The organism is Streptomyces pallidus (ex Mingjun et al. 2026) (assembly GCF_051550185.1).
Lineage (GTDB): Bacteria > Actinomycetota > Actinomycetes > Streptomycetales > Streptomycetaceae > Streptomyces.
The window spans coordinates 7,179,456-7,205,302 of sequence record NZ_CP196181.1; the positions used below are offsets into that span (position 1 = coordinate 7,179,456).

General features: G+C 74.5%; 21 protein-coding genes. 4 read left to right on the forward strand and 17 right to left on the reverse strand.

Features of this window, described 5'->3' with window-relative positions; all coding sequences use genetic code 11:
- Positions 1–273: 273 nt before the first annotated feature.
- From ACSHWO_RS32020 to ACSHWO_RS32065, 10 genes are all read right to left on the reverse strand, one after another.
- A complete protein-coding gene (locus ACSHWO_RS32020) occupies positions 274–1,470 on the reverse strand; it encodes an IS110 family transposase (RefSeq protein ID WP_438309625.1) in 1,197 nt (398 codons plus the stop codon).
- A 261-nt stretch (positions 1,471–1,731) separates the two neighbouring features.
- Positions 1,732–1,863, reverse strand: a complete 132-nt coding sequence (locus ACSHWO_RS32025) for a hypothetical protein (protein ID WP_438317572.1) — start codon at positions 1,861–1,863, stop codon at positions 1,732–1,734.
- Positions 1,864–2,107: 244 nt separating this feature from the next.
- A complete protein-coding gene (locus tag ACSHWO_RS32030; RefSeq protein ID WP_438317574.1) occupies positions 2,108–2,974 on the reverse strand; it encodes a hypothetical protein in 867 nt (288 codons plus the stop codon).
- Positions 2,971–3,837, reverse strand: coding sequence for an ABC transporter ATP-binding protein (locus ACSHWO_RS32035; RefSeq protein WP_438317577.1), 867 nt, complete (start codon positions 3,835–3,837; stop codon positions 2,971–2,973). The genes ACSHWO_RS32030 and ACSHWO_RS32035 overlap by 4 nt, the downstream gene beginning before the upstream one ends.
- Complete coding sequence (locus ACSHWO_RS32040) at positions 3,834–4,235, reverse strand: GntR family transcriptional regulator (protein WP_361086923.1); 402 nt, start codon at positions 4,233–4,235, stop codon at positions 3,834–3,836. Before ACSHWO_RS32040 ends, ACSHWO_RS32035 begins: the two co-directional genes overlap by 4 nt.
- Before the next feature lie 296 nt (positions 4,236–4,531).
- Positions 4,532–5,086, reverse strand: coding sequence for a YbaK/EbsC family protein (locus tag ACSHWO_RS32045; protein ID WP_438317580.1), 555 nt, complete (start codon positions 5,084–5,086; stop codon positions 4,532–4,534).
- 172 nt (positions 5,087–5,258) lie between these two features.
- Positions 5,259–7,799 (reverse strand): discoidin domain-containing protein, encoded by a 2,541-nt coding sequence (locus ACSHWO_RS32050; protein WP_438317583.1) that lies wholly within the window; start codon positions 7,797–7,799, stop codon positions 5,259–5,261.
- Between the two features lie 133 nt (positions 7,800–7,932).
- Positions 7,933–8,913, reverse strand: coding sequence for a hypothetical protein (locus ACSHWO_RS32055; RefSeq protein ID WP_438317586.1), 981 nt, complete (start codon positions 8,911–8,913; stop codon positions 7,933–7,935).
- Positions 8,914–8,965: 52 nt separating this feature from the next.
- Positions 8,966–9,271, reverse strand: a complete 306-nt coding sequence (locus ACSHWO_RS32060) for an SHOCT domain-containing protein (RefSeq protein WP_361086936.1) — start codon at positions 9,269–9,271, stop codon at positions 8,966–8,968.
- Positions 9,272–9,318: 47 nt separating this feature from the next.
- The gene (locus ACSHWO_RS32065; protein WP_361086939.1) at positions 9,319–9,774 is read right to left on the reverse strand and encodes a DUF6325 family protein; all 456 of its coding nucleotides are present in this window, start codon (positions 9,772–9,774) and stop codon (positions 9,319–9,321) included.
- Between the two features lie 331 nt (positions 9,775–10,105).
- Here ACSHWO_RS32065 and ACSHWO_RS32070 point away from each other — a divergent pair, with 331 nt between their 5' ends.
- Together ACSHWO_RS32070 and ACSHWO_RS32075 are read left to right on the forward strand one after the other, a co-directional pair.
- Positions 10,106–10,945 carry a class II glutamine amidotransferase gene (locus ACSHWO_RS32070; RefSeq protein ID WP_438317590.1) on the forward strand — a complete coding sequence of 280 codons (840 nt, stop codon included), beginning with the start codon at positions 10,106–10,108 and terminating at the stop codon, positions 10,943–10,945.
- 109 nt (positions 10,946–11,054) lie between these two features.
- On the forward strand, positions 11,055–11,990 hold the full coding sequence (locus ACSHWO_RS32075; protein WP_438317593.1) for a 5'-nucleotidase: 936 nt from the start codon (positions 11,055–11,057) through the stop codon (positions 11,988–11,990).
- Between the two features lie 103 nt (positions 11,991–12,093).
- On the opposite strand, the gene ACSHWO_RS32080 is transcribed toward ACSHWO_RS32075, so the two are convergent.
- The 6 genes from ACSHWO_RS32080 to ACSHWO_RS32105 all read right to left on the reverse strand — a co-directional run bounded on the left by ACSHWO_RS32080 (position 12,094) and on the right by ACSHWO_RS32105 (position 23,492).
- Positions 12,094–14,337, reverse strand: a complete 2,244-nt coding sequence (locus ACSHWO_RS32080) for a hypothetical protein (protein WP_438317596.1) — start codon at positions 14,335–14,337, stop codon at positions 12,094–12,096.
- The gene (locus ACSHWO_RS32085) at positions 14,334–15,509 is read right to left on the reverse strand and encodes a VWA domain-containing protein (protein ID WP_438317599.1); all 1,176 of its coding nucleotides are present in this window, start codon (positions 15,507–15,509) and stop codon (positions 14,334–14,336) included. Before ACSHWO_RS32085 ends, ACSHWO_RS32080 begins: the two co-directional genes overlap by 4 nt.
- A complete protein-coding gene (locus ACSHWO_RS32090) occupies positions 15,506–17,860 on the reverse strand; it encodes a DUF5682 family protein (RefSeq protein WP_438317602.1) in 2,355 nt (784 codons plus the stop codon). The genes ACSHWO_RS32085 and ACSHWO_RS32090 overlap by 4 nt, the downstream gene beginning before the upstream one ends.
- Entirely contained in the window at positions 17,857–18,972 is a 1,116-nt protein-coding gene (locus ACSHWO_RS32095) for an AAA family ATPase (RefSeq protein ID WP_438317605.1), read from the reverse strand. The genes ACSHWO_RS32090 and ACSHWO_RS32095 overlap by 4 nt, the downstream gene beginning before the upstream one ends.
- Entirely contained in the window at positions 18,969–22,631 is a 3,663-nt protein-coding gene (locus ACSHWO_RS32100; RefSeq protein ID WP_438317608.1) for a DUF4132 domain-containing protein, read from the reverse strand. The genes ACSHWO_RS32095 and ACSHWO_RS32100 overlap by 4 nt, the downstream gene beginning before the upstream one ends.
- An 84-nt stretch (positions 22,632–22,715) precedes the next feature.
- A complete protein-coding gene (locus ACSHWO_RS32105) occupies positions 22,716–23,492 on the reverse strand; it encodes an ATP-grasp domain-containing protein (protein ID WP_361086963.1) in 777 nt (258 codons plus the stop codon).
- 161 nt (positions 23,493–23,653) lie between these two features.
- On the opposite strand from ACSHWO_RS32105, the gene ACSHWO_RS32110 reads away from it, so the two are divergent.
- Positions 23,654–24,649 carry a class I SAM-dependent methyltransferase gene (locus tag ACSHWO_RS32110; protein WP_438319320.1) on the forward strand — a complete coding sequence of 332 codons (996 nt, stop codon included), beginning with the start codon at positions 23,654–23,656 and terminating at the stop codon, positions 24,647–24,649.
- Here the strand turns inward: ACSHWO_RS32110 and ACSHWO_RS32115 are convergent.
- The gene (locus ACSHWO_RS32115; RefSeq protein ID WP_361086966.1) at positions 24,643–25,164 is read right to left on the reverse strand and encodes a hypothetical protein; all 522 of its coding nucleotides are present in this window, start codon (positions 25,162–25,164) and stop codon (positions 24,643–24,645) included. The two genes, ACSHWO_RS32110 and ACSHWO_RS32115, sit on opposite strands and share 7 nt — an antisense overlap.
- Positions 25,165–25,311: 147 nt before the next feature.
- On the opposite strand from ACSHWO_RS32115, the gene ACSHWO_RS32120 reads away from it, so the two are divergent.
- Positions 25,312–25,812: a hypothetical protein gene (locus ACSHWO_RS32120; RefSeq protein ID WP_361086969.1), complete on the forward strand. Its 501-nt coding sequence runs from the start codon at positions 25,312–25,314 to the stop codon at positions 25,810–25,812.
- The last annotated feature ends 35 nt before the right edge of the window (positions 25,813–25,847 follow it).

The window sequence follows — 25,847 nt, forward strand, 5'->3', positions numbered from 1 at the left end:
ACAGGTCGACCCGGCACAGCGGGCCCGGCTCACCGACCTCTGCGGCGAACCTGAGCAGCTTTCCCAGCACCACGTTCATGCCGCTGACCGTCGCAGGCTCAGCCCTTCACGAACAACCGCATACTTCGCCGGGCCGGTCACCGGTATGCTCGCCGCCCGCCGCGAACTCCCCGGCGAGGCGCTCGCCTCCGAGGACGGACCTCGATGGGGCACAGGGCCGGCCGAGACTGCCACGGCCTCGCTCTCAGTGGCCCTGGCTTCCTAATCGTGTTGTCAAGCGGCCGTCGTGACCGGCGGTGACACTTCGTAGCACCGCCGGTCACGGATCAGGGCCCAGATGACGTTGACGCGTCGGCGGGCGAGGGCGAGAACGGCCTGGACGTGCTTCTTGCCCTCGGCGCGTTTGCGGTCGTAGAACCTCCGCGAGTTCGGGTCGTACCGGACGCTGACCAGCGCGGAGGTGTAGAAGACCCGCTGAAGTCTGCGGTGATAGACGAGCGGGCGGTGGAGGTTGCCGCTGACCTTGCCGGAATCATGTGGTCGCGGGGCGACGCCGGCGAAGGCCGCCAGCGCGTCCGGGGAATCGAACTCGTCAAGGCTGCCGCCGACAGCGGCGAGGAACTCGGCTCCTAGTGTCGCGCCTATGCCGGGAACGCTCAGGACGATGTCGGCGAGTTCGTGCTCGCGAAACCGGCCCTCGATGAGCTTGTCCATCTCGGCGATCTGCTCGTTGAGGGTCATCACCTCCTCGGCCAGGGTGTGGACCAGCTTGGCGATGGTCTTCTCCCCCGGGACAGCGGTGTGCTGTCGCGCGGCGGCCTCGACGGCCGCCTCGGCCAGGGCTCTGGCATTGCGGACCTTGCGGTTGGCCAGCCACGTCGTCAGCCGAGTGGCCCCGGCACGGCGGATCGCGGCCGGGGCCTGGTAGCCCGTCAGCAGCCTGAGCGGCCCGGTGTTCGTCACGTCCAGGGCCCTCTCCAGGGCCGGGAACATGGACAGTAGGGTGCCACGCAGCCGGTTGACCGAGCGGGTGCGGTCCTCGACCAGGTCGGCCCGGCGGCCGGTCAGCAGCTTCAGCTCGACGGCGGCCTCGTCGGCGGGGCGGATGGGCCGCAGGTCGCGGCGCATCCTGGCCTGGTCCGCGATGACGTAGGCGTCGCGGGCGTCGGTCTTTCCCTCACCGCGGTAGCCGTCGGAAGCCCGGTTCACCAGCCGCCCCGGCATGTAGAGGACCTGCTGGCCGTGGCCGACGAGCAGGGCCAGCAGCAGCGCGGGCTCCCCGCCGGTCATGTCGATGGCCCAGGTGACCTCACGGCCGTCGGCCAGATCCAGGACATCCCCGATCAGTTTCAGCAGCTCAGGTTCGTCGTTGGCCACCCGCCGCGACAGCAGCGTCTTGCCGTCCGCGTCCAGGGCGAGGCCGTGATGGTGGCCCTTGCCGCTGTCGATCCCCGCCCATATCCGGCTCATCGCGCTCCTGACGTACGTGTTCGTTCGGTTCGTACCACGGACGACCTCGCCGGCATTGCTCTACACAGCGACTTGTTCGCACTTCCTAATCGGCGGCCGAGTCGTCGTGGGGCGCCGGGCGGCGAAGCCAGGGAAACCACGAGACGGCAGCCGCCTGATAGCCACACCCGGCACCCCTGGGCGACCCAACCCTACGAATGGCTCGATCAACCCGATCAAGAAGGTAGAGCCGCCTGACGAGTTGTCGCCAGAATGTCAGGCCTACATCAGGAACGACGTGAGAACGACGGCCGCCTTGTACGACTGGGCGGTCTTGTCGTACGTGGTGGCGATGCCACGCTGTTGCTCGAGGCGGTTGAAGCAGGTGCCACGGCCGGTCCCGATCCGGGGCACCCGTATCGCCTCCATCACCGCGGTGGACGGGGTGCAGTCGTTGGTGTTCCAGTCAGCCAGTCAGCCAGTCAGCCAGTCAGCCAGTCAGCCAGTCAGCCAGTCAGCCAGTCAGCCAGCCAGGACGACGGTGAGCGGGCAGCCGGTCCCGTCGCAGACGAGGTGGAGCCTGCTTGTCAGCCCCGTCTCGGGACCGGCCGAGTGCCGGGCTGTGGAGTCCTCTTTTCGGCCGTCGGCCGCGTATGCGTCAGCGGTGCCGGCGGCGCAGGAGCGCGAAGGCCGCGACGATCGCAGCGGCGGCGAGGGTCAGGAGGATGGCGCTCTCAACCAGTTGAAGCGGCCAGAAGTGAGACTCGGGGTGATGATGCATCCCGATGTGGCCGAAGGGATCGGAGAGGTCCCGGTCGTCCCCGCCCCGCAGGGGCCCGTCATGGGCGGGCCAGAGCCGGGGGCGGAGCAGGACAACAGCCGCCCCAACGAGCCCGACGACGGTCATGGCTGCGGCCATGGCGGGCACTGTACGTCCGATCAACAGGCCGACCAGGGCGCCGACAGCGATCCCGAGGAGGGCGTAGCCGACAGCCACGGGTCCGATCACACCGTATACGGGGAGGCTGTTCCACGGGATGGGGTACCAGGTGTCCAGTGTGCCCCGCCGGATCCAGGCCGCCAGCAGCACGAACGCGGGCAAGACGAGGAGCACGGCGGCGACCGGCACCGCCAGCTTGGCGGCCAGCCAGCGGGCCGGACTGACCGACTGGGTCCACTGGAGTCGGTAGGTGCCGGATTCGAACTCGCGCCCGATCAGCGGGCCCGCGACGAACGCACCGAGGAGCAGGGGCAGCGCACTCACGGCAAGGCCGACGAAGGAGAACACCTTGTTGGCATACAGACTGCGGGACAGGAAGCCGCGGACTTGGATGCCGCAACCCGGCACCGTGTTTTCCACCTCGCAGCCGGCCGCAGCGAGGTCCTCGGCCAGTGAGTGGACGTACCACCGGCCGGTGGGCAGGGCGATGGCAGCGAGCAGCGCCACGGCGATGCCGGCCCACAGAACGTGGCGGTGCAGGCCGACGGTGACTCGAAGGGGTCCGCGCAGATCGGCGAGGGTCATGCCGCTACCTCCACGGTAGGGGTGAGCAGGGCCGGTACGTCCGGGGCGCCGAGGTGGGCGAGCACCAGTTCCTCCAGGGTAGGTTCGATAGCCTGCCAGCCGTCGCTGCCGGTGTTCACGATTCCTGCCGGGCGGATCAGGGCGGTGAGTTGGCGCCCGGTGGAGCGCGTGGCGACCACGGTGTGCGGGGCCAGATCGCGGATCGGGCCGGATACCAGGGTGTGGGCTTGCAGGAGATCGTCGACCGAGCCGCCGAGCCGGACGCTTCCGGCGTCGATCAGGAGCAGATGGTCGCAGGCGTCCTCCAGCTCGGAGAGTATGTGCGATGACATCAGGACGGTGGTGCCGTATTCGGCGGCCGTCGCCAGCACGGCACCCATCAGTTCGCGGCGGGCGAGCGGGTCCACGTCGGACAGTGCTTCGTCCAAGAGCAGCAGGGTGGGCCGCTTACCGAGGGCCAAGGCCAGGGCGAGCCGGGAACGCTGGCCCCCGGACAAGGTGCGAACGCGTCGGGCGGGATCGAGGCCGCCGGCCTGCACCACCTTGTCCGCGGCGGCCGGATCCCACCGGTCGGGATTCAGGTCGGCACCCATGTGCAGGGTCTCGGCGACTGTCAGTTGCGGGTAGAGCGGCTTGTCCTGGGCGACATATGCAATGGCCTCGCGGGCCGGGGTCGTCAGGGTGCCCTCGGTGGGCTTCAGTACGCCCGCGGCCAAAGCCAGCAGGGTGGACTTGCCGGCCCCGTTGGGGCCGATCAGGGCACATATGCGGCCTACAGGGAGCCGGAAGGAGCAGTCCCTCAGGGCCCAGCTACCCGAGCGGAACCTCCGTCCGAGGCCATGCGCTTCGATGGCTGCCGTCATCCTTCGTCCCCCTGGGTCGGTTCACTGTCGGATTCGCTCAGTACGGAGGTGAACAGTGCGGTGATGTCGTCCTGCTCCAGGCCCGCCCGGCGGGCCCGAGTCAGCCACTGGGTGAGCTCGGTGCGCAGCGCGCCGTCTGCCGCCCTGCCCTCTCCCAGCGTCCGGTGGACGAAGGTGCCGAGGCCTCGGCGGCCCTCCACCAGGCCCTCACGTTCGAGTTCCCGGTAGGCCTTGAGCACGGTGTTGGGGTTGATGGCGAGGGCCTCGACCACCTCACGGGCAGTGGGCAGCCGGTCCCCCGGCTCCAACAGGCCCAGGCGAAGGGCTTGTTTGGTCTGCTGCACGATCTGGAGGTAGGTGGCCACACCACTGCGTCGGTCGATGCGGTACTCGATCACGCCGACTCATCCTCCTTTCACTAAGGAAGTAGTGAAAGGGTGCGTGGAGGAGTCCCGACTGTCAAGAGCGCGAACGTACCGGCGCTGAGGCCCGCCCGACACTTCGTACCCGGGAACGGAGCCACAGGCCACCGCTCCCTCGCCGCCACCCGAGGCCAGTGCGTCGTCGTTTCCGGCCCCGAACGTCGTCCGGCCGACCGACCCGCCGATTTCTCCGGCCGCTGGGCCGGACCGCCACCGCGGCGTTGCCCGCCAGCGCACGCACTCTGCGCCCGAAGCGCACGCCGGCGCGTCGTTCAGACGGCGAGGCCCTCGACCAGCTCGGCACCGGGGAGCAGCCCGAAGAGGGATCCGGGGGCGATGAGCTTGCCGCGCCGCCGGCCGCTGCCGACGAGTACGTACGGCATCACCGCGATCGAGGAGTCCACCAGCAGGGGCCAGTCGGCGGGCAGCCCGACCGGGGTGATCCCGCCGTACTCCATGCCCGTCGCCGCGACGGCCGTGTCCGTCGGCGCGAACGACACCTTGCGGGCTCCGAGCCGGCGCCGCACGACGCCGTTGACGTCGACCCGGCCCGCGGAGGGCACCAGGCAGGCGGCGAGGGTGGTTTCGCCGCCCCGCCGGGCGGCGACGACCACGCAGTTCGCGGACTGCCCGAGCAGGTCACGGCCGTAGTGCTCGACGAAGGCCGCGGTGTCGGCGATCGCCGGGTCGGTGTCCACGTACACGATCCGGTCGGCGGGCGTCCCGCCCTGCCAGTGGCGGATCGCCTCCGCGACCGGGGCGGTCAGTTCGGCGAGGCACTCCGGTGCCGGCCGGGCGTCCTCGAAGGGTCCGATCGGTGCGCGCATCCCGGCACCGTAACAAGGACCCGCGGTCGGCGGGCCGCTGACCGCCCGCTCACCGCCGCCCGCCACCCGTCGACCGCCGCGAACGCACCCCCGTCCCCGACCGTCGCCGGCCGTGCACCGGGGGCGGGGGCTGCGTCCGTCAGGCGTCCGTCAGGCGTGCGTCGGGCGAACGTCAGGCGACGGTCACGAACCTGGCGATGCTCGGCACCCCCTGGGCGTCGAGGGCGAAGAGCATGTAGGTGCCCGGCAGGACCACCCCCGTGTCGGAGGGGATCGACACCGTGTACGTGCCGTTCCCCGCGGCCGTGGCGGCCAGTGGCACCCGCCGTTGGTCGTTGTCGGTGGAGTGGGTCGCGGCCGCGGACCGCATGAGGACGAACGACGCCACCTGGCCCTGGGTGCTCACCGTGAGCGAGGCGCCGGGCGCGGCCCGCGGAGGCACCCCGCCGGTGATGACGGGCCGCGGCTTCGGCGTACCGTCCGCGGCCAGCAGGTACGGGGGCGTGAACACGGCGCCGTCGGCGTGGTTGGTGGCGCAGTCGCCGCACAGCCCGCCGCCGCCGGAGAAGATCCGCCCGTCGGGCAGCAGGTTGGCCACGCTGTGGTAGTTGCGCGGGATGGCCATGGTGGCGAGCGGGGTGAAGGTGCCGGTGGCCGGGTCCCACAGCTCGGGGGTCAGGACGGAGGTGGCGTCGCTGAACGGCACCGGGTACGCCTGCCCGCCGAAGACGGCCACCTTGCCGTCGGGCAGGACGACGCTGTTGCTGAAGCCGCGGGCGTGCTCCATGTCACCCGTGCGGGCGGCCCGGACCTGCTGGCCCGAGATGTCCACGGTGTACGCGAGCCGGGTGGCGGGGGTCCTCTCGTACGCGGGTGAGCCGCCGAGGGTGAGGAGCTTGCCTACGTCGTAGGCGACGGCGTTGCCGGTCATGGCGTCCGGGCTGTCGGCCCGGGTGCCGGCCGCGCTGATGCCGCCGCTGCCGCCGGTAGAGATCCAGTTCATCTGCTTGCTGGGCCCCAGCTGGAGGACCTTGCCGCCCGAAGTGGCGTGCAGCCACATGTGGTTGTCGGACCGGTAGGGGCCGGCCGGGTCGGCCGTCTGGGCCGGGGCTGCGGGCACGCCGGGCAGCTTGCGCCAGGTACGGGTGTCCGGCGACCAGACCTCGCCCGCCTTGTCGCCGCCGGCGCCGCTCCAGGAGCCGCCGAGGACGAAGGCCTCGCCGGTGGAGAGCAGCGTCATCGCCTGGTAGCCGCGGGCGATGTTCATGCTGGTGGTCGCGGACCAGGCGTCGGTGGCCGGATCGTAGATGCTGGCCTTCTCCGCGTTGCTGCCGCCGGTGACCAGCACCCGGCCGTCGGCGAGCATCGCTATGCCGGGGCAGAACATGTCGTGGCCGGTGTTGTCGATGCGGCGCTGGGTGACCTTGCCGGTCTTCAGGTCCAGGATCGCGGTCTGGGTGTAGCCGTTGCTGCCGCCGAAGCGGTCGACGGCGTACGCCGACCAGGCCAGCAGCTTGTCGCCGGGCAGGACGGCGGTGGCCACGGGCACCAGCGGGAAGCCGGTGATCCGGTCCCAGGAGCCGTGGAAGGCCGGATCGGCGGGACCGCTCAGGCGGATCTCGCCGGCCGAGGTCCACGGACCGCGGCCGCCCGCCTCGCTGGTCACGGTCAGGCGTACGTAGCGGGCGTTCTCGGTGCGGGTGAAGGTGGCGGTCTTGACGGTGTCGTCGTCCCGCCAGCTGCCCGAGGCCACGGGCGCGCCGAACGTGGTGCCGTCGGTGCTGGTGGCGACGGTGTACGCGCCCGCGCGCCCGTTGGGCCCGTCGGACCGGGCGTGGTAGACGAGGGCCGACACGGCGGCCGTGCGGTGCATGTCGATGGTGATGCTGTGCGGCAGCGGAGTGGGGGTGCCGCTCCACTTGCTGTGCCAGAGGGTGGCGTCGTTGCCGTCGAGGACGTTGCCGGCGCGGCCGTTCTCCCCGGTGGTCTCCTCGTCGCTCGCCGTGGCCGTCCAGCCGGTGCGGGACAGGTCGACGGTGGCGGCCGGGGTTCCGGGGTCGCCCAGCAGGTTGATCTCGGCGGCGGAGGTCCAGGGGCCGCGGCCGCCGGCCTCGGTGAGCCCCGTCAGCCGTACGAACCGGGTCCCCTGCGGGGCGAACCCGAGGGTCTTCGCGCTGGCGTCGTCGGCGAGCGTACCGGTGGCGACCGGGCCGCCCCAGTTCTGGCCGTCCGCGCTCAGACTGATGCTGTACTCGCCCGGGCGGCCGTTGGACGAGTTGGTGCGCGGCAGGTAGACGAGGGCGGAGACGACCGCCGTGCGGTGCATGTCGATGGTGATGCTGTGCGGCAGCGGGGCCGGGGTGCCGGTCCACTTGCTGTGCCAGAGGGTGGCGGTGTTGCCGTCGAGGACGTTGCCGGCGCGGCCGTTCTCCCCGACGGTCTCCTCGTCGCTGGCCGTGGCCGTCCAGCCGGTCCGGTCGAGCACGGGAGCCGCCGGTTCCATCGCGTTCGCGGGCGCGACGGGGTGGTGCGGTGAATCCACCGCCGTCTGCTGGTCGAAGGGCACGGGTGCCGGCCTGGGCGAGGGGCGGGTCGGACTCGCGACTCCGAGCAACGGGGTCAGCCCGACCAGCAGGGAGCCGAGGCCGAAGACGATGAGCAGATGGGAGCGGCGTAACGCACGGGTGAGGGCGAGAAAGCGCCTGGACTGCAACCGGGCCTCCTGGGGCGAACCGACATGTCCCCAGAACATAGGTCAGTGACACGACAACCCGGCAGCGTCACAACGGAGTTGGCGTGAAAGGCGCGACGGACGCGAACCCGCCGGTGCGGTAGCGGTAGCGGCGTCAGTCGGCCGGGCGCCGGTGCCGCCGACGCCACTGCCAGACGGCCCCCACCCCGATGGACGCCACGGTCAGGGCGATCGCCAGCACCGGCCAGCCGCGGTCGGCGATCCGCAGGTTGGCGGCCAGGACGCCGAGCACGAACCCGAGCGGGACCAGCATCGAGAGCAGGGCCCTCAGGGCGGAAGCCACCATCTCGGGTTCGACCCGCGCACCCCGCCGCGGCCGGGCGGCGGGCCGTTCGCCGAAGTAGAACGCGGTGGCCCGGGCCAGGAGCTGATCGGTGGACCGGTCGTACGACAGCGCCATGTACGGCAGCCAGACCAGCGGGGCGACCATGCCGACCAGCAGCACCGCGCCGAGCAGCGCGTACCGCCCGGTCTGCACCAGCCGGCGCGGCAGCCGCCCCGGGACCTCGTCCCCCGGTGTGACCAGCCCGAGCAGCCGAGCCATCCTCAGCACCAGCCGGTGCGCGGCCCTCATGCGCCCCGGCGGCGGCCCGGCCCCAGCGGCGCCGTCCTCGGGAAGGTAGACCTCCGCGAGCACGGTCCGGGCCCGGCCGACGTCCTCGTACACGCCCTGCAGGACGAGGAGTTCGGCGGCCCGCTCCGGGGCGGTGGGGTCGCGGCCGTCGAGGGCGGCCAGCTCCAGGCACGTGCGCGCCTGGCTGAGGATCGCCACGCAGAAGGCGAACGGGATCAGGACGATGAACGGGCCGCCGACGAAGGCCCCTTCGGACACGGTCCGGCGCTTGCCGCTGGTGGCGACCCCGGACCGCAGCTCGGCGGGGTCGGCGTCGGGCTGCGCCGCACGCAGCCGGGCGACCGAGCCCGCCGCGACCGGGCCCATGTGCCGCACGGCGAAGGCGGCGAGGAACTCGGGGAGGTGGTGCGGGTCCGCGCCCGCCGACCGCAGCAGCGAGCGCGTCAGGACGCGGTCCCGCAGCGGGTCGGGGTCCCGCTCCCCGCGGGGTGTGTCCGGCACGGCTCACCTCGCCTCCGGCGGCGGGCGCTCAGGGGCTCGTGATTCCGACGGCTCAGGAGCTCAGGATGCGCGCCTTCTGGGCGGCGAACTCCTCCTCGGTGAGGACGCCCTGTTCCTTGAGGGTCGAGAGCTCCTTGAGCTGGGCGATCTTGTCGTCCATGCCGACCTCGGCGGGCGGGGCCGCCGGTGGCGGGGGCGGGGGCGCCGCGGCCTGCTGCTGCGCGTAGGCGGCCTGGGCCTGCTCCGCGTCCTGCTGGGCCCAGCGGCCGGCCTGGCGGCGCGAGACACGGTTGGAGACGGCGGTGGCCGTACCGGCGACGACGGCGGTGCGCGCGACGCCGCGAAGGAGTCCGGGCATGGTGTCCTGCCTCTGTCGGTGTCGGGAGTGGGTCGGGGTCGGAGCCCTCAGGCCGCGGAGTCGAGCGCGTCCAGCGCCTCGATCACGTCCTGCACCGGCACGCGCCCGCTCGCGATCATGCGGGCGTCGGCGCGGCGGAGGGCGGCGGCCAGCGGCCCGGCCCAGGTGTTCTCGTAGAGGAGCACGGCAGCGGAGTCCCCGGGCTGGAGCAGGGAGCCGGCCTCGGCCATGTCGTCCTCGCCGATCAGCCCCGAGGACACGCCCTCGAAGAGGGTGAGGTCCAGCTGCCCGTCGCCGTTCACGTCGGCCAGGGCGATGCCCTCCACCGAGCCGTCCTCCAGCTTCGTGAAGAAGGTCAGGTCGAGGATGCGGATGATCCCGCGCTCGACGAGATCGACCAGCAGGGGCATTCCCTCACCGGTCAGGTGACTGCCGGGGAACTCGACGACCAGGTAGTCGATGGGGCCGATCTCTTCCAGCTTGTCGTTGGTTTCGTTGGTCACGTCAGCTCCTGTCGCAAGGCCCCGCGACGCGGTCACGGGCCGGGGCGTGGGCCGAGCTGCCGTCTGGGGGCGTCGGCACCTTGGCACGACCGTAACGCGCACTCCGGGGCCGGGGATCACCTGCCGGGGGTGACCCCGGCAGCGCGCCCCGCCCGGCCCGGCACGCCCGCCGCAGGGGCGCCGCCCGGGGCAGGGGCCGGGGACCGGCCGGGGCAGGGGCCAGGACCGGAGCCGGCCCGCGCAGTGCTCCCGCGCTCACCCCGCGGGGGTGATGCACCGCCTCACCGCCGCCCGCATGATCGGACCGACGGCCTAGAAAGGGTGATCGATCATGTGCCGGTGGCTCGCGTACTCGGGTAGTCCCATGCTCCTCGACACCATCCTGTACAAACCCAAGCACTCCCTGATCGACCAGAGTCTCCACGCACGCATGGGCGTCGAGACGACCAACGGGGACGGCTTCGGCATCGGCTGGTACATGGACGGAGGCACCGTCGGCACCCCCGCGGTCGTGCGCGACGTCGGCCCCGCCTGGAACAACCGGAACCTGCGGGAGATCGCCGGGCACGTCGTGTCCCCGCTGCTCTTCGCCCACATCAGGGCCTCGACGGGCACGGCGGTGCAGCAGACGAACTGCCACCCCTTCCGGCACGACCGCTGGATGTGGATGCACAACGGCTCCATCGCCGAGTTCCACCGGATGCGCCGTGACCTGGCCATGACCGTCGACCCCCTGCTCTTCCTGGACATGGAGGGGACCACCGACTCGGAGATGATGTTCTTCCTCGCCCTCACCTTCGGCCTGGAGGAGGACCCTCCGGGCGCGGTGGCCAAGATGGTCGGCCTGGTGGAGCGCGTCGGCCACGAGCACGGCATCGCCGCTCCCATGCAGATGACGGTCGCCGTGACGGACGGCACGGCGATCTGGGCGTTCCGCTACGCCTCCGGAGGCAAGGCCCGGTCGCTGTACTACAGCTCAAAGGTGGAGTCCCTGCGCGCCCTGCACCCCGAGGTGCAGCTCCTGCAGGAGGTGTCCGACGACACCCGCCTGGTGGTGTCGGAGCCGCTCGGCGACCTCCCCGGAGCCTGGAACGAGGTCCCCGAGGGGGCGTACGGGGTCGTCCGCCCCGGCGCGGGCGAACTCCACACCTTCACCCCGATCCCGGTCTGACGGGCGCCGGCCCGCGGAGCGACCTCGGCGGAGGGGAACTCCCGTTCGGGGAGGATCGTTCTCGGCGCATGAGCACCAACGAGGGCAGGGGCAAGGGCGGGGGAGGGGCATGAGGTACGACCTTTCCCAGCGCCTGGTCGTCGGGATCGCCTCCAGCGCCCTGTTCGACCTGAGCGCATCCGACACCGTCTTCCGCGAGCAGGGCGAACAGGCCTACCGCACCCACCAGGAGGAGCACCGCGAGGACACCCTGGACAAGGGCGTCGCCTTCCCCTTCATACGCCGCCTGCTGTCGCTGAACGACCTCGCCGCCCGCCCCGAGGACCCCCTGGTCGAGGTGATCATCCTCTCCCGCAACGACCCCGACACCGGGCTGCGGGTGATGCGGTCGGTCCAGGCGCACGACCTGCCCATCACCCGTGCGATCTTCCGCCCGGGCCGCTCCTCGCACCACTACATGCCGGCCCTCAACATGTCCCTGTTCCTGTCCGCCAACGCGCAGGACGTCCGCGAGGCCGTCGCCGCAGGCCTCCCCGCCGGACACGTCCTGGCCTCCGCCTGCGCCGACGACCCGGACGACCCGGAACTGCGCATCGCCTTCGACTTCGACGGGGTCCTCGCCGACGACAGCTCCGAGCGCGTCTTCCAGGCCGACGGCATCGACGGGTTCCGCGCGCACGAGGTCCTCAACGCGGCCACGCCCCACGACCCGGGCCCGCTGCGGGACTTCCTCGCCGGGATCAACCGCATCCAGCGCCGGGAGGAGGACGCCCACCGCGACCGGCCCGACTACCGGCCACGGGTCCGCGTCTCCCTGGTCACCGCGCGCAACGCACCCGCCCACGAACGGGCCGTGCGCAGCCTCAAGAAGTGGGGACTGCGGGTCGACGACGCCTTCTTCCTCGGCGGCATAGACAAGTCCGCCGTCATCGCCACCCTCCAGCCGCACATATTCTTCGACGACCAGGTCGGCCACCTCGGCGGAACGGCGTCCAGCGCCCCGAGCGTCCACGTGCCGTTCGGAGTCGCGAACGTCGGCTCCTGATCCCGCGCCCCCACTCCCGGCCCTCCCGGCTCCCGGCCCTCCCGGCTCCGGGGTTCCTCCAGGGGTACCCCGCGTCCGGCTCCCGGACAGCGGCCCCCGCCCCTCACCGGGAGCCGTACAGGTCCGCAGCGGTGAGCAGGAACAGCTGGGCGTCCGTCCACGGGCCCACGGCGGCGTCCGCACCGCCCCCGGCGACGGCGGCCGGTACGGCGCGCACCCGGGACGCGGCCGTGGCCAGCCCGGTGCGGTCCAGCGCGGCCGCCGCCCGGTCGAGCCGGTCCAGTCCGGCCCGGTCCAGGCGGCGCAGGCCCCGGTGGGCCGTGTCGGCCAGCGCGCCGAGCGCCTCGGCCAGCGCCCCCGCGACCGGGTCCGGCGCGGGGCGCGCCGCCGGGGCCGTACCGGCGGTCGGCGGCCCGGCCGCCAGGTCCGGCACGACGACCGCGGACCCGGCGAGCACGGCGAGCGGCTCCACCACGGGGCCCGGGGACCCGGCGGGCCCCGCGCCGGCGGCCGCACGGACGAAGCCGCTGAGGTGGCAGGGTCCGCCGCCGATGCTGCCGAGCGCCGCGAGGAGGGCGTCCAGGCCGCCCGGTGCGTACGGGTTGTAGGGCGCGGCCATAAGGGCACGGTTGCCGCGGCCGTCCCGCAGGACGGCCTCGACGCGCTGCTCGGCCGGGTCGTAGCCGAGGTCCTCGACGGCGTGCACGGCCAGCACGTGGAGGTCGTCCGCCGCCACCCGCGCCCGTACCGGCCGGGGCGGGCGGGCCCGCACCCGTTCGGCGAGCGCCCCGAAGTCCCGTACGAGGAGCGGCTCGGGCAGCCCGGTCCAGGATCCGCCGACCGTGGTGACCCCGGTACCGCCGGTCCGGGAGGCACCGAAGGCGACGACGTGCCCCGGCGTGCGGGACGCGGTCTCGCTGACCACGTTGCCGGCGGCCAGCGCGCCGAAGGTGGTGCCGGCGACACGCCGCCGCGCCAGGTCCGGACCGTGCGGCGCGGGCCGGTCCCCGGCGGCCTGGGCGTCGGTCAGCTCCCAGCGCCGCCGCAGCACGAGGGAGACACCGGCGCGGGCGTGGGCGAAGTACACCTCGGCGGTACGGGACGCGGCGTCTCCGGTGACCCGGCAGCCGAGCCCGGTGAGCCGGACCCGGCGCAACGGGGTCGTCCCGGGTTCCCCGGTGCCGTGGCGGCCGGTGCGGTGCCGGGCGGCGACTTCGGCGAGGAGCTCCGCGAACCGCTCGGGCCGGTGGCGGGCGCCCCGGGAGGCGTGCTCCGCGAGCTGCTCCGCGAGGTCGGCGGTGGTGTCGGCGGTCCAGTGCATGCCGTGGCCCGCGAGTTCGCCGCGGACCCGGTGCAGGCCCGCGGCGAGGACCGGCCCGGCGTGCGCGGCCCCGTCCAGCAGGAGGTCCGCAGCGAGCCCGGCGGCGGCCCGGGCGGCCTCGTCGGCGCTCCGGGCCGGCCGGAGCGGCCCGCCGGCCCGGACGTCGGCGGGCGGGTCCCCCGGGTCGGCGGCGAGCGCGGCACGGAACGCCCACACGGCGAGGGCCACGACCGGGCCGCGCTGCTCGGGGCGGGCGTCGGTGACGGCGTACCCGAGCGCACCCGGAACGGTGAACCGCACGGTGGCGGTGGCCAGTTCGGCCCGTGCCTCGGGCGCGCCCGGGGCGGGGTGGGTGAGCCGGGCGGAGTAGCCGCGGGCCAGGGTGCGGCGGGCGGTGGCGACGGCCCGCGCACCGAGCGCCGCGGTCAGCTCCTCGTCGGTGACGCTCCCGGGCGACCACACCGGTATCCCGTCCGGCCCCCCGCCCGTCGGGCCGCCCTCCCCGGCCGCCGCCCCGTCACGGACCGGAGTGCCGCCGGGCTCGGTGGAGTCGGCGGTGCCGGGCGGGCGGGAACGTACGGGCGGACAGGAGCCGTCGGGTCCACCGGCAGGGCCGGGCCCGGCGGGAGCGGCGGCGCCGGTGGGGGCGTCGGTGGGGGCGTCGGGTGCGGCGGGCGTGTCGCCCCCCGCGGCGGCGGCAGGGGCGGTCGGCTCCGGCTCCGGCTCCGACTGCGGCGTCGCCTGCTGCCGGTAGGCGAGGATCAGGCCGAGCAGGTGGCGGCAGGTGCCGGTGGCGGCGCAGCTGCACGTCCCGAGGTCGATCGCCGCCCCCGGCGGCAGCACGGCCTCGGTGCCGTCCGGGAAGCGCCCGGTGAGGCTGCCGTCGGCGGCGGCGCCCACCACGGCTCCGGCGCCCGCGGCGAGCTCCTTCGCGGCGCGTTTCACCAGGCCCCGGTTGGTGAGCGCGGCGAGGGTGTCCTCGGTGAGGGCCAACAGGTCGGGGCGGGCTGCCCCGTCGGCGGTCATCGGCCCAGCCGTTCGGCGACGAACGCGGCGAGCATGCCGGGGGTCATGGCGCCGACGTGCGCGCCGGCGTCGGCGATCTCCTGGGCGAGGTCGCGGTCGTAGGCGGGGGCGGCGTCCTCGTCGAGGGCGGCCAGACCGAGCACCGTGCTGCCCTGGGCGACGAGCTGCCGCACGGTGCGGACCAGCCGGTAGCGGTCCCCGCCCTCGTAGAAGTCGGTGACCAGGACCACGATGGCCCGGCGCGGGTTGTCGATCAGCCCGGCGCCGTAGTCGACCGCGCGGGCGATGTCCGTGCCGCCGCCCAGCTGGACGCGCATCAGCAGTTCCACCGGGTCCGTGACGTCGGAGGTGAGGTCGACCACGGAGGTGTCGAAGGCCACCAGGTGCGTCCGCAGCCCCGGCAGTCCCCACAGGGCGGCCGCGGTCACCGCGGAGTGGATGACGGAGCCGGTCATGGAGCCGGACTGGTCCACGAGCAGGATCAGCTGCCACTGCTCCAGATGCGGCCGGGTGCGGGAGGAGAACCGGGGCCGCTCGATCAGCAGCCGCCGGTGCTCGGGCTGGTAGTGGGCCAGGTTGGCCCGGACCGTCGCATGGAAGTCGAAGTTCCGCGAGTGCGGGACGAGGCTGGGGCGCCGGGACCGGGTCCCGGTGAAGGAGCGGCGGATCTCCGGGGCGAGCCGGGCCATCAGCTGCCGGACCACGGCCTCCACGAGGCGCCGCGCCAGCCGCAGCACCTGGGGGTTCATCAGGTGCTTGGTGCGCAGCACGGCGCGCAGCAGCGCGGGGCTGGGCCGTACGCGTTCCAGCACGGCCGGGTCGGTGACGATCTCGTGGATCCCGTACCGCTCGACGGCGTCCCGTTCGAGGCGCTCGATGGTCTCCCGGGGGAAGAGCCGGTGCACGTCGTCGAGCCAGTCGACCGCGGTCACCGCGGAGGGCCCGTCGCCGGCGGTCCGGCGGACGCCCCGGTCGCCCTGCCCGGGGTCGCGCCCGTACAGCCACTCCAGGGCGGAGTCCCGGGCCGCGGCGCGCGGGCCGGGGCAGCCGGTGTGGCCTTCGGCGGGGCTGCCCAGGATGAGCCGCCAGCGCTCCAGGCCGGGGTCGGGGGCGGGGCCGCGGGCCGCGCCGGGTGCGGGTGCGGCGGAGGAGTCGGGGGACGGGGTGGTCACGGGGCGGCTCCCAGGCCGTGGCGGTCGAGCAGGTGGCGTACGTCGTCCTCCAGGCGCCGGGCCCGGGCGATGAGCAGCGGGTCGGCCGGTGTCCGCAGCAGGCCGCGGGCGGAGCCGCGCAGGCCGCGGCGTTCGATGAGGCGGGCGGCGATGCGTTCGCGTTCGCGGGGCGGGAACCAGGCGAAGGCCTGGCGCAGGGCGGGCAGGCCGGCGAGGAACTCGTCCTCCGGCTGCTCGCGGACCAGGACGTCGAGCACGCCGAGCAGGCCGTCGCCCCGGCCGGAGCCGCCGCCCCCGCCCCCGGGCCCGGCGGCCGGAGCGGTGAGTTCCTCACGGGCCAACGCGAACAGGCCGGCGAGCCAGTCACCGAGGGCCGCGGTGCCGGCGACGGCACGCACCGCGGCCGCGGTGTCCTCGCCCGGGCCGACGTCGCCGAGGGCGCGGCACAACCCGAACGCGGCGCCGCGCAGATCGGCGGGGGCGGCCGGGTCGGCGGCGATCCGGCCGCAGACGGCGGTCACCGCCGCCCGGTCCAGGGAGAGCAGCGGTGCGGCGTGCAGCACGGCGTCCCGTACGGCGGTCAGCGCACGCAGCCGGCCCAGGTCGACGCCCGTGCCGCCGTGCAGCCCCTCGGCCAGCCACAGCACCCGGGCCACGGCGGCGTCGGTGAAGCCGGCCAGCAGCGGGTCCCCGGCGACCCCGTACACCCGGTCGTGCCGCCACAGCCCGAGGGCGGTGTGCAGGGCCTCGCCGAGCGGGCCGGGGGCGGCGGCCCGGTCGACGGCGGTCCGCAGGTCCGCGAGGAGCGGGCCGAGCAGTCCGGTCGCCCCGCAGGCCACCGCGTCGAACAGGGCCCCGGCGAGGGCGTCGGGGGCGGGCCCGGCCGCCCGGACCTGCTCGCCGAGAGCGGTGGCGGCCGCGTCCTCCAGGGTCATGCCCCGGGCGGAGGCCTCGATGAGCGCTGCTTCCCGGCCGCCCGCGGCGGGCTGCGGTTCCCAGCGCTCGGTGGCCTCGGGGTCGGCGCCGTCGACGGGGCCGCGGGTGCGGGTGTAGCCGGGGACGCCGAGGACGCGCAGGCGGTGCAGGACGCGGCTGGCGTCCAGGCCGCCGGGTTCGGTGAGGCGGAGGGTGACGGCGCGGGTGCCGTCCAGGCCGAGGGCGGCGAGCCGGGCGGCGACGTCGTGCACGATCGGCGGGACGGGCGTGTCCGGGTGGAGGCGGCCGGTCCGGTCGCCGCAGCCGGCGGCCACCATCTCGACGAGGACCGGGTGGGTGGACGGGTGCAGCGGGCCGCGCCGGGTCCACGGCAGGGGCTCGTCGACCGACTCGTCGAGGAGCGCGCCGGCGAGCCCGTCGAGGAGGTCCAGTCGGGCGGGCCGGTGGTGGCCGCGGAGCGCGGCCAGGCCCTGCGCGGTGGCCCGGGCGGCGATGAGGGAGGCGGTGGACACGTGCTGTCCGCGGCTGCGGAGCCGTGCGGTGACGTCCTGCACCAGCAAGTCCCCGGCGGTGGCCGGCCCGTGCTCCCACACGTGCTGGTGGAAGCCGGGTGAGGGCATGCCGGACTGGTAGCCGGTGAAGGCGTCGAGCTGGTGGAAGGAGTACGGGACGAGATGGCTGCCGGCGAGGGCGTCCGCCGGGGGCCGCGGCACCGGCGGGGTCCCGTCCGCGGCGCCGCACGCGGGCGGTGCGGCCGCGGTGAGGGCGACCAGCGCGGGGCGGTGGAAGCCGCCGGTGACGACCAGGACGTCGCCGGAGCCGGGTTCGGCCAGGGCGGCGCGGACCCAGGACGCCATGTACTCCTCGCGGGCCCGGTCCGAGGCGTCGGCCACGGTGTCACCGCGGACCACGTCGAAGTACAGGGCGAGCCGCTCGGCGAGGGCGGCGTCGTCCTGCCCGCCGGGCTCCGGCGCCTCGAACATCCGGTCCCAGAGGGCGTCGGCCGAGTCCACGCCGAACCGGTCGCACAGCCGGGCGGTGGCCCGCTCGTAGCGGGCCTCGGCGTCCGCGTACCGGTTGCTGCGGTCGGCGAACGCGGGGTGCCAGGCGGGCAGGTCGATGAAGCGGACCTGCGCGCCGGCGGCCCTGCCCTCGGTGAGCGCCACCCACTCGGGGGAGTAGTCGCAGAACGGGGTCCACGAGGTGGCGGTGCGTTCCGCGTCCCGGTAGTGGCCGAACACGGCGATCGGCAGGCGGTGGCCCAGCAGCAGCTCGCCGAGCCGGTCGTTGAGGTCGGCCGGTCCCTCCACCAGGACGTGGCTGGGCCGCAGCGCGGCGATGGTGCGGGAGACCAGCCGTGCGCAGGCGGGCGAGTGGTGGCGGACGCCGAGGAAACGGGCCGTCAGGGTGCTCACCCGGCCAGCAGGTGGCGGGCGGCGTGCAGGTCCCGCCAGGCGGGGCCGGTGTGTGTGGCGGCGCGCTGTTCCAGGTAGCGGCGCAGCCGGGCCAGGTCCTCGGGGTTGTCCTTGGCCGCCGTACCGGCCAGGCAGGTGACCAGGTCGGCGGCGTTGCCCGGCTCGCCGCGCAGGAACCAGCCGCGGACGCCGACCGCGTGGGCGACGGCGACCGCCTCGGCGGTGCTCATGACCGCGCTCATCCGGTCGGGTCCGCCGTGCCCGCCGTGGTGGGGGCCGTCCGCGCCGGTGCTGCCGGCCCGTAGTTCCCGGAAGGTGGTGACGAGGACGTCCACGAGGTCCGGGTCGGGGGCGACGGTCACGCCGGAGGCGCGCAGCAGGGCGGTGGCCTCGGCCTCGACGAGCGCGGCCTCGGCGTCCCGGTCGGCGATCGGGAACACGGTCTCGAAGCTGAAGCGGCGCTTGAGGGCGGCGCTCATCTCGTTGACCCCGCGGTCCCGGGTGTTGGCCGTGGCGATCACGTTGAACCCGTGGGCGGCGAAGGCCAGTCCCGCGTCTCCGGGGAGCTCGGGAATGGTGACGACCCGCTCGGAGAGCAGCGACAGCAGGGAGTCCTGCACCTCCAGGGGGCAGCGGGTGATCTCCTCGAAGCGGACGAGCCTGCCCTCCCGCATGCCGCGCAGCACCGGCGCGGGCACCAAGGAGCGCTCGGAGGGGCCCTCGGACACCAGCAGGGCGTAGTTCCAGGAGTACTTGATCTGGTCCTCGGTGGTCGCGGCACCGCCCTGGACCACCAGGGTGGAGTCTGCGCTGACCGCGGCGGCGATCAGCTCGGACAGCAGGGACTTGGCGGTCCCGGGCTCCCCGACGAGCATCAGGCCCCGGTTGGTGGCCAGGGCGACCAGGGCCCGTTCGACGAGGGAGCGGTCGCCGACGAACTTGCGGCTGACGCCGGTGTCCGGGTCCCCGGTGACGAACCGGAGCGCGGCGCGCAGGCTGAGCTGCCAGCCGGGCGGGCGGGGGGCGTCGTCGGCGGCCCGGAGCACGGCCAGCTCCTCGGCGTACCGGATCTCGGCGGGCGGCCGCTGGACGGTGCGGGCCGTGGAGGTCATGCCGTCAGCTCCGTCAGGTCGGCCAGCACCTCGGAGGCCAGGACCGGGTCGAGCTCGGCGAACGTCAGCACCTGGTGGCGGGCGGGCCAGTAGTCGGAGGGCCTCTTGGCGAGCCAGACCGTCTCCAGCTGCTGGTCGGGGTACGTGTCGACCATGCCGACCGCGATGCCCTCGTCGGGTGCGATGACGAGGTGGCAGTTCTTGCCGAGACGGCGGGAGATCCACCGTTCCACCCCGTTGTCCAGGGGAGCGCCGCGCTCCCAGCCGCGCTTGGTCAGGCCGAGGAGCCGGCCCACGGGGACGGTGACGCCCTCGAAACGGGTCAGCCGGTGCCCGGCGGCCTCCTCCTCGGTGAGCGCGTACACGACCCGCCCGAGCTGCGGGAACGGCTGCACGATCTCGTAGTCGGCGAACAGCTCAGACCAGGCGGCCGTCGCGTCGGCGCCCAGGCGCAGCGGGTGCGGCAGGCTCACGACGGCGTCCGCGCCGAGCGTGAACGCCTCGTCGTCGGCGTCGGCGAGGGTCCGGTCCTCGGCGATGCGGAACTCGACGGCCGAGTCGCCGTCCACGGCCCGCCACACCAGGCGGCGGGCCAGGTGCCACACCAGCGGGTGCTCGGCGAACAGCGTCCGGAACTCCTGGGCGGTCCAGGTACGGCCGTCGACCATGGCGGCCTCCAACCGGCGCACCTGGTCGGCGGCGACGGCCCGGACGTCCTTCTTCAGGGCGGCGAACCGCTTGCGCTCGGCCGGGGCGAGCTCCGGATCGTCCTTCACCCCCGGCTTGGGCAGGTCCCTGAGCCGCTTCCCGGCGGCGTCGGCCACGTAGGGCCGCAGCTGCTCGTCGAAGCCGACGGTGAAGCGGCGGCTGCCGTAGTCGACGGTGGTGGTTCCGTCCGCATCGAGGCCGAAGTCGGGCACCAGCCGGTCGGCGAGCTGCTCGCCGGTCAGACCGAGGGCCGCGGCGACCTCGGCTATCTTCTCGCCGGCGCGGGCCTTGAGGGCCTTGAACTTCGCCCGCTGGGCGATGGCGTGCAGGCTGAGCAGGGCGGTGTCGGTGCCGATCGAGGCGAGCACGTCGAGGCCGTCGACGGCCCGGTGGTGGGCGCCCTCCCCGGGCCAGCTGCGGATGACCGGGCTGAGCAGCCGGACGGTGTCGTCGTCGCCGACGCCGCCGAGCTGGTGCAGCGCCCAGGCGTCCTTGGCCGGCATGCCGGCCAGCCGCCACTCGTCGAACACGCCCCAGCCGAACGCGGCGAACGAGGCCGGGTCGGCGATCTCCCGCACCTGTTCCACGCCCGGGTAGAGGGTGCCGGGGCCGCTGAACGCCAGCATGCGCAGCAGGGCGGCGGTGGCCCCGGCCGGCAGGGCCTCGCCGGTGCGCAGCTTGAGCTGCGGCAGGGCGGCCGGGTCGGCCCACGCACCCGGCTCGACCGTCTTGGCGGGCAGCGCCGTCACCAGCGGGTCGGCGTCGAGGAGTGCGTCGATCGCCTCGACGGCCTGCGGGCCGTGACCGGCCGCGGCCTCCCGGACGGCGTCCGGGCCGTGCGCGGCGGCGATCACCCGCAGCGCGGCCTCGGCGGCCGTACGGGGCTTGCCGGGCTTTGCGAGGGCGTCGGGGACGAGCAGCGTCGCGGCGTCCCCGGCGTGCCGTACCATCCAGGCGCGGGCGGTGCGTCCGGCGGCCTTGAGGCGGACCAGCCAGTCCGCCATGAGCCGGGCCGCGCGCACGTCCACGTACGGCATGAGCAGGCCGCCCATGCTGGCGGGGTGCCGGCCCGCCATGCCGAGGGCCATGCGCAGGGCGGCGGTCTCGTGGCGGGCGATCAGCGGCATGAAGCTGTCGGTGCCCTCGTACGTCCACTCGGGGCCGTCCCAGGTGTCGATGAGGGGGCGGACGACGTCGGCGGGGCCCAGCGTGAACAGCACCAGGGACCGGTAGTCGCCCGGGAGCCGGCCGGCCTGCGCCTCGGCGGTGAGCTGCGCCAAGTCCTCGTGGGCGGCCCACCCGGGGATGCCGCCCTCGACGGCGGCCCACTCCTCCTGCTCCCCGGGCAGCCAGCTCATGCGGGCGTCCGCGGGGGCGCTCAGCCCGGCGACCGCAGGGGGCTTGGTGCGGGTCCGCACGCGGGTCCACGGCGGGCTGGTGAGGACCTCGGGCAGGGAGGCCGCGTCCGCCTCGGCGAGTACGTCCTCCCGGCGGGCCAGCGGGCCGACGAGCTCGGCGGCGCGGGCGGGCAGTTCGGGCAGCACGGCGAGGGCGAGCTCCCGGTGCGCGGCGACGTGTGCCCTCAGCACACGGTGGGCCAGGGACGCGTTGGCGGAGGTTCCCGCGGCGCCGTCGGCGAGCAGCCGCACGGCGCGCACCGGGTAGCGGCGGGCCGCGGTGAGCAGGGCGGCCCGCACCGTCCTGTCGTCGATCCGGGCGAGGAGGGCCCGGAAGGCGTCGTCGCCGGGGAGTTCCGCGAGGGCGTCGGAATGGGTGCGCAGGGTGTCGGCGTCAACCCAGGAGCGGCCCATCGGGTCGGCGAGGAGCGGGGCGAGGTCCGCGCCGAGGCCGTCGGCGCAGGTCGCGATGAGCTGCGCGGACCAGCCGTGCCAGCCGAGATCGAAGCCGGCGGCGCGGACCGCCGCGACGTGCTCGGCGGTGCTGAGGGAGGCGGCCAGCATGAAGAGCTCCTGGGTCGAACCGTTGGAGCGGGACGGGAGCGGGTCCGCGCAGCACTCGCCGACCCAGTCCAGCTCGCCGGGGACGAGGAAGCTCACGGTGATGCGGCGGCGCGTGGTGTCGCGGTGTCCGGCCAGCGCCTCGACGGCGTCCCGGTAGTCGGCCTCCGGGGCGCTGGCGAGGAGCCGCCGCGCGCGCTCGGCGACGGGGACCCGGGCGTGGTCCCAGCCGTTGGCCGGGGTGACCCACCCGAGGCCGGTCACGGTCACGCCGGGGCCGGTGGTGTGCCAGCCGGCCCGGATCTGCCCGAACTCCACGGCGGCGCGGGCGGCGAACGGCAGGCCGTGCCGGACGGCCCAGGCGTCCACGAACAGCTCGCGCTTGCTGTGGCCGTTGCCGACGCGGACGAGGTGGGCCAGGACGGCGGCGCCGAGCGGGTCCGGCGTGCCGTCCAGGTGCGCGCGGGCCGCCGCCACCAGCCCGGGATCGCTCTGCGGGAAGTCCAGCACCTGGGCGATCTGTTCGGCTTCCTGCTCGATCCAGGCATCGGCCCGGGCGGGCGCGGCCGGTGCCGCAGTGTCCGGCCGGAACACGCTGCCGCGCCGGGGAATCACATTCCGCTTCCAGTCCTCGGGGAGTTCGAAGGCGTCCTCGTCGACCCGGACCGGCGCCGTCCCCCCGGTCGCGGACGGGGGCGCGGCGGCCGCGTCCCGCACGGCGGCGCCGGCGGCGGTCCCGGGGGCCGTACCGGTGGTGACCGCGGCGGCCGGGGCCGCCGGATCGCCCTCGCCGAGCTGCGCGTACCCCTTCTTCTCACGGGTGGCGACGGCCTTGGCGAAGTACGCGCGGGCCTCCTCCGCGGTGCCGAAGTCCTTCACCTGGGTCTGCCCGGTCGTGCCGGTGCGGCCGAAGCGGAGGGTCACCGAGGTGCCGTCGACCTCCCCCTCCCAGAACTTCGCCGACCCGTCCCCGACGTACTCCCAGCGCTGCACGGCCCCTCCGCTTTCCCGCGTGATCAGTTGCCGGAACCCTAGCGGCCGGCACTGACAACGCCACCGGGAAAGGGGCTCGGGGAGTCAGACCCGGACGCCTCCGGCGCCGCGCAGGAACGGCAGGTCACGTCCGGCGACTTCCGCCCGCGGTCCCGCGGCGCGCAGCACGACGTCCAGGACGCCGTCGGGCTCGGCGGCGTAACAGTGCGCGAACCACGGCATGTTGGCCTCCACCACCGCCCAGTCGCCGCCGACGAGCCGCCCCACGTCGAGGCACACCGCACTCGGCAGACCATCCGCCGTGGCGTCCAGCACTTCCCGGGCGAAGTCGAGGACCCGAGGCTCCAACGGTGCGGGATCGGGGCGCCCGTACACCGCGTAGCGGCTGCCCGCGCGGACCTCCCCGTCGAGGACGAACAGCCGGTACTCGGCGGCGAACTCGACGACACCGCTGACGAGTACGGGCGTGGCGGCGTCCAGGCCGTCCGGCAGCCCGGACGCGTCCCGGTACACGGCGGCGGGCAGGGCGTCGATCTTCGCGGAGGGCGGTTTCACGAAGGCCCGCTCCGTGAGGGCGGCGCGTGCCGCGCCGAGCGTCGTCAGCCGGACGGACCGCCCGAGCAGGGCGTACGGGACCGTGGTCAGCCAGTCGTCGCCGGGTTCGAGGAGTCCGAGGCCGAGCCGCTCGCCCCACCGGTCGGCGGCGAGCGGGCCCCCGTACCAGTGCGTCCGGCGGCCGTCGGCCCCGGCGACGTGGCCGACGACCTCGTACCCGCGCCAGGCAGCCGCCTGCCCGAGGAGTTCCGCCGTGGACGTACGGGGCGGAGGGAGCAGGAGCGCGGAGCCGGTGCCGTGGTTCATGGCACGGAGCCTACGGGCCCCCGCCGCGGAGGTTCCGGTGCGCGCCGGACCGCGGCCACGCCCCCGCCCGGCCCAATCCCGGCACCCCGCCGGCCCGACGGCGACGCTGGAGGGCCTGGGCGGGCACCGCGCCCGGGAGGAAGGAGCAGGTGGTGGCGCCCGTGCCCGAGGAGCACCCGCCCGGACCCCCGGGCAGCACGCCGCAGGAGGCACCGGGCCGGTACGGCGAGGCCCTCTTCCGGCCCGAACACCCCCGGGAGGGCGAGCGCATCGACCACGCCGCGCTCGTCTACGACCCGTTCACCTGCGCCCGGCTGCGCAGCCTCGGCGTCGGCCCCGGCTGGCGCTGCCTGGAGGCCGGCGCGGGCACCGGAACCGTCGCCCGGTGGCTCGCCGACGAGGCCGGCGCCGACGAGGTCGTCGCCCTGGACCGGGACACCGGCCGCCTGGCCCCGCTCGCCGGGCCGCGGCTGCGGGTCCGTGAGGCCGATCTCACCCGGCTCGCGGCGGAGCCGGACCTCGGCACCTTCGACCTGGTCCACTCCCGGTTCGTGCTCATGCACCTGCCCGAGCGCCGGGACGTCGTCCGGGCCCTCGTCGAGCGCCTCAACCCCGGCGGCTGTCTCGTCGTCAGCGACGCAGCCGACGTGCCCGACCCGGCCGACCGGCACTCCGCGTACCGCCGCACCCGGGCCCGTCGTCGAGCGCCTCAACCGGGGCCGCCTGGGGACGTCGTCCGGGCCCTCGTCGAGCGCCTCAACCCCGGCGGCTGTCTCGTCGTCAGCGACGCAGCCGACGTGCCCGACCCGGCCGACCGGCACTCCGCGTACCGCCGCACCCTGGACGCCATGTGGCGGACCCTCGCCGAGACCATCGGCACCGACGTCACGGCCGTGCGCGCCCACCCGCACGTCCTGCGCGCCGCAGGACTGGAAGGGGTCGCCGCGGAGCTGGTGTGCCCGCCGCTCACCGCGGGCGCACCGCTCGCCGCCTTCTGGCGCGGGACCTGGGAGCGGATGCGGCCCGACCTGTTGGCGGGCCGCCTCGACGCGGCCACCCTCGACGGGGCGCTCGCCTACCTCGCCTCGCCCGCGCTCGCCGAACTGGGCCCCGGCATGCTCACCGTGTGGGGCCGGCGCCCGACGCGGTGTCAGTAGCGGACCGCCCTGGCGGTATCCGCGGTGATCTTGCCGGAGAGGGTGTGCGTGCTGCGTGCCGTGCCCTCGCCCTTGGACTTCCCGGCCACGTTCTCGATGGTGACGACGGCCACGTCCACGGTGTTGCCGCCGTCGTCCTTGAAGTTCACCTGTACAGCGAAGGACTTCGTGGAGCTGTCGGTGTTCTCCACCGTCACCGGCACCGCCGTGCCCCCGTTCGACTCGGTGGACGGGGTCCCGAGGGTGACGGCCTCCTTCGCGTTCACCCCCTTCACCTGATCGAGCTTGTCCCGGGCGGCCGCGGACGCCGAAGCGACCAGGTCCCCGGCCTTCGACGCGGCCGCGGAGACCTCGGCCCCGGCGGACGCCACGGCCGACGCCGCCTTGGACACCGCCTCCGAGGGGGAACCGCCGCCGTCGGAACAGCCCGCCGTGCACAGGGCCGCCACCGCCACCACCGCACCGGCCAGGACGCGCCCGGCCGTGTGCCACTGCCTCTGGGAAGTCTTTCGCATACGACCAGTCAACGCCGGGAGGCGCCCGCGGGCCGCGCGACCCGGCAGGGCATATGGATGACCGCTTGCAGGTTTCGGATCGTCAACTATAGTTACGTCCAACGGGCGTCAACTATAGTTACGCCTAGGGAAAGGGGGCAGCAGGCAGTGGCGGAATCAGCACACGGACCCGACGGGTCGGACACACCTCGGCCGGACCGGGCCTCCGCTCCGGTTCCCGTCCCGGGCCCCGGCGCCCCCTTCTGCGACCGTCTCAACTTCCTGTTCGACCGGGTGCGCCCGCCGGGCGCGGAAGAGTACACCAACGCCCATGTGGCCCGCACCATCTCCTCGTACGGCGAGGACAGTTACACGCGGGCCCACATCAGCCTGCTCCGTGCCGGCAAGCGCACCCCGACCATCACCATGGTCCCCCTCCTCGCCCGCTTCTTCGGCGTGGAGGCAGCCTACTTCGTCGAGGACGAGGTCACCCGCAAGGTCGCCACCCAGTTCGAGATCCTGCGCAAGCTCAAGGAGAACGGCGTCGAACAGATCGCCCTCCGCGCGATGGGCGTCTCCGCCGCCGGCCAGCGCAAGGTGCTGGCGGCGCTCGAAGCCGTGCGCAAGGAGGAAGGCCTGCCCGCCGACCCCGAAAGGGAACTGCCGTGACCAGCGGCCGACGTCGCCAGGAGAGGAGGAACCCC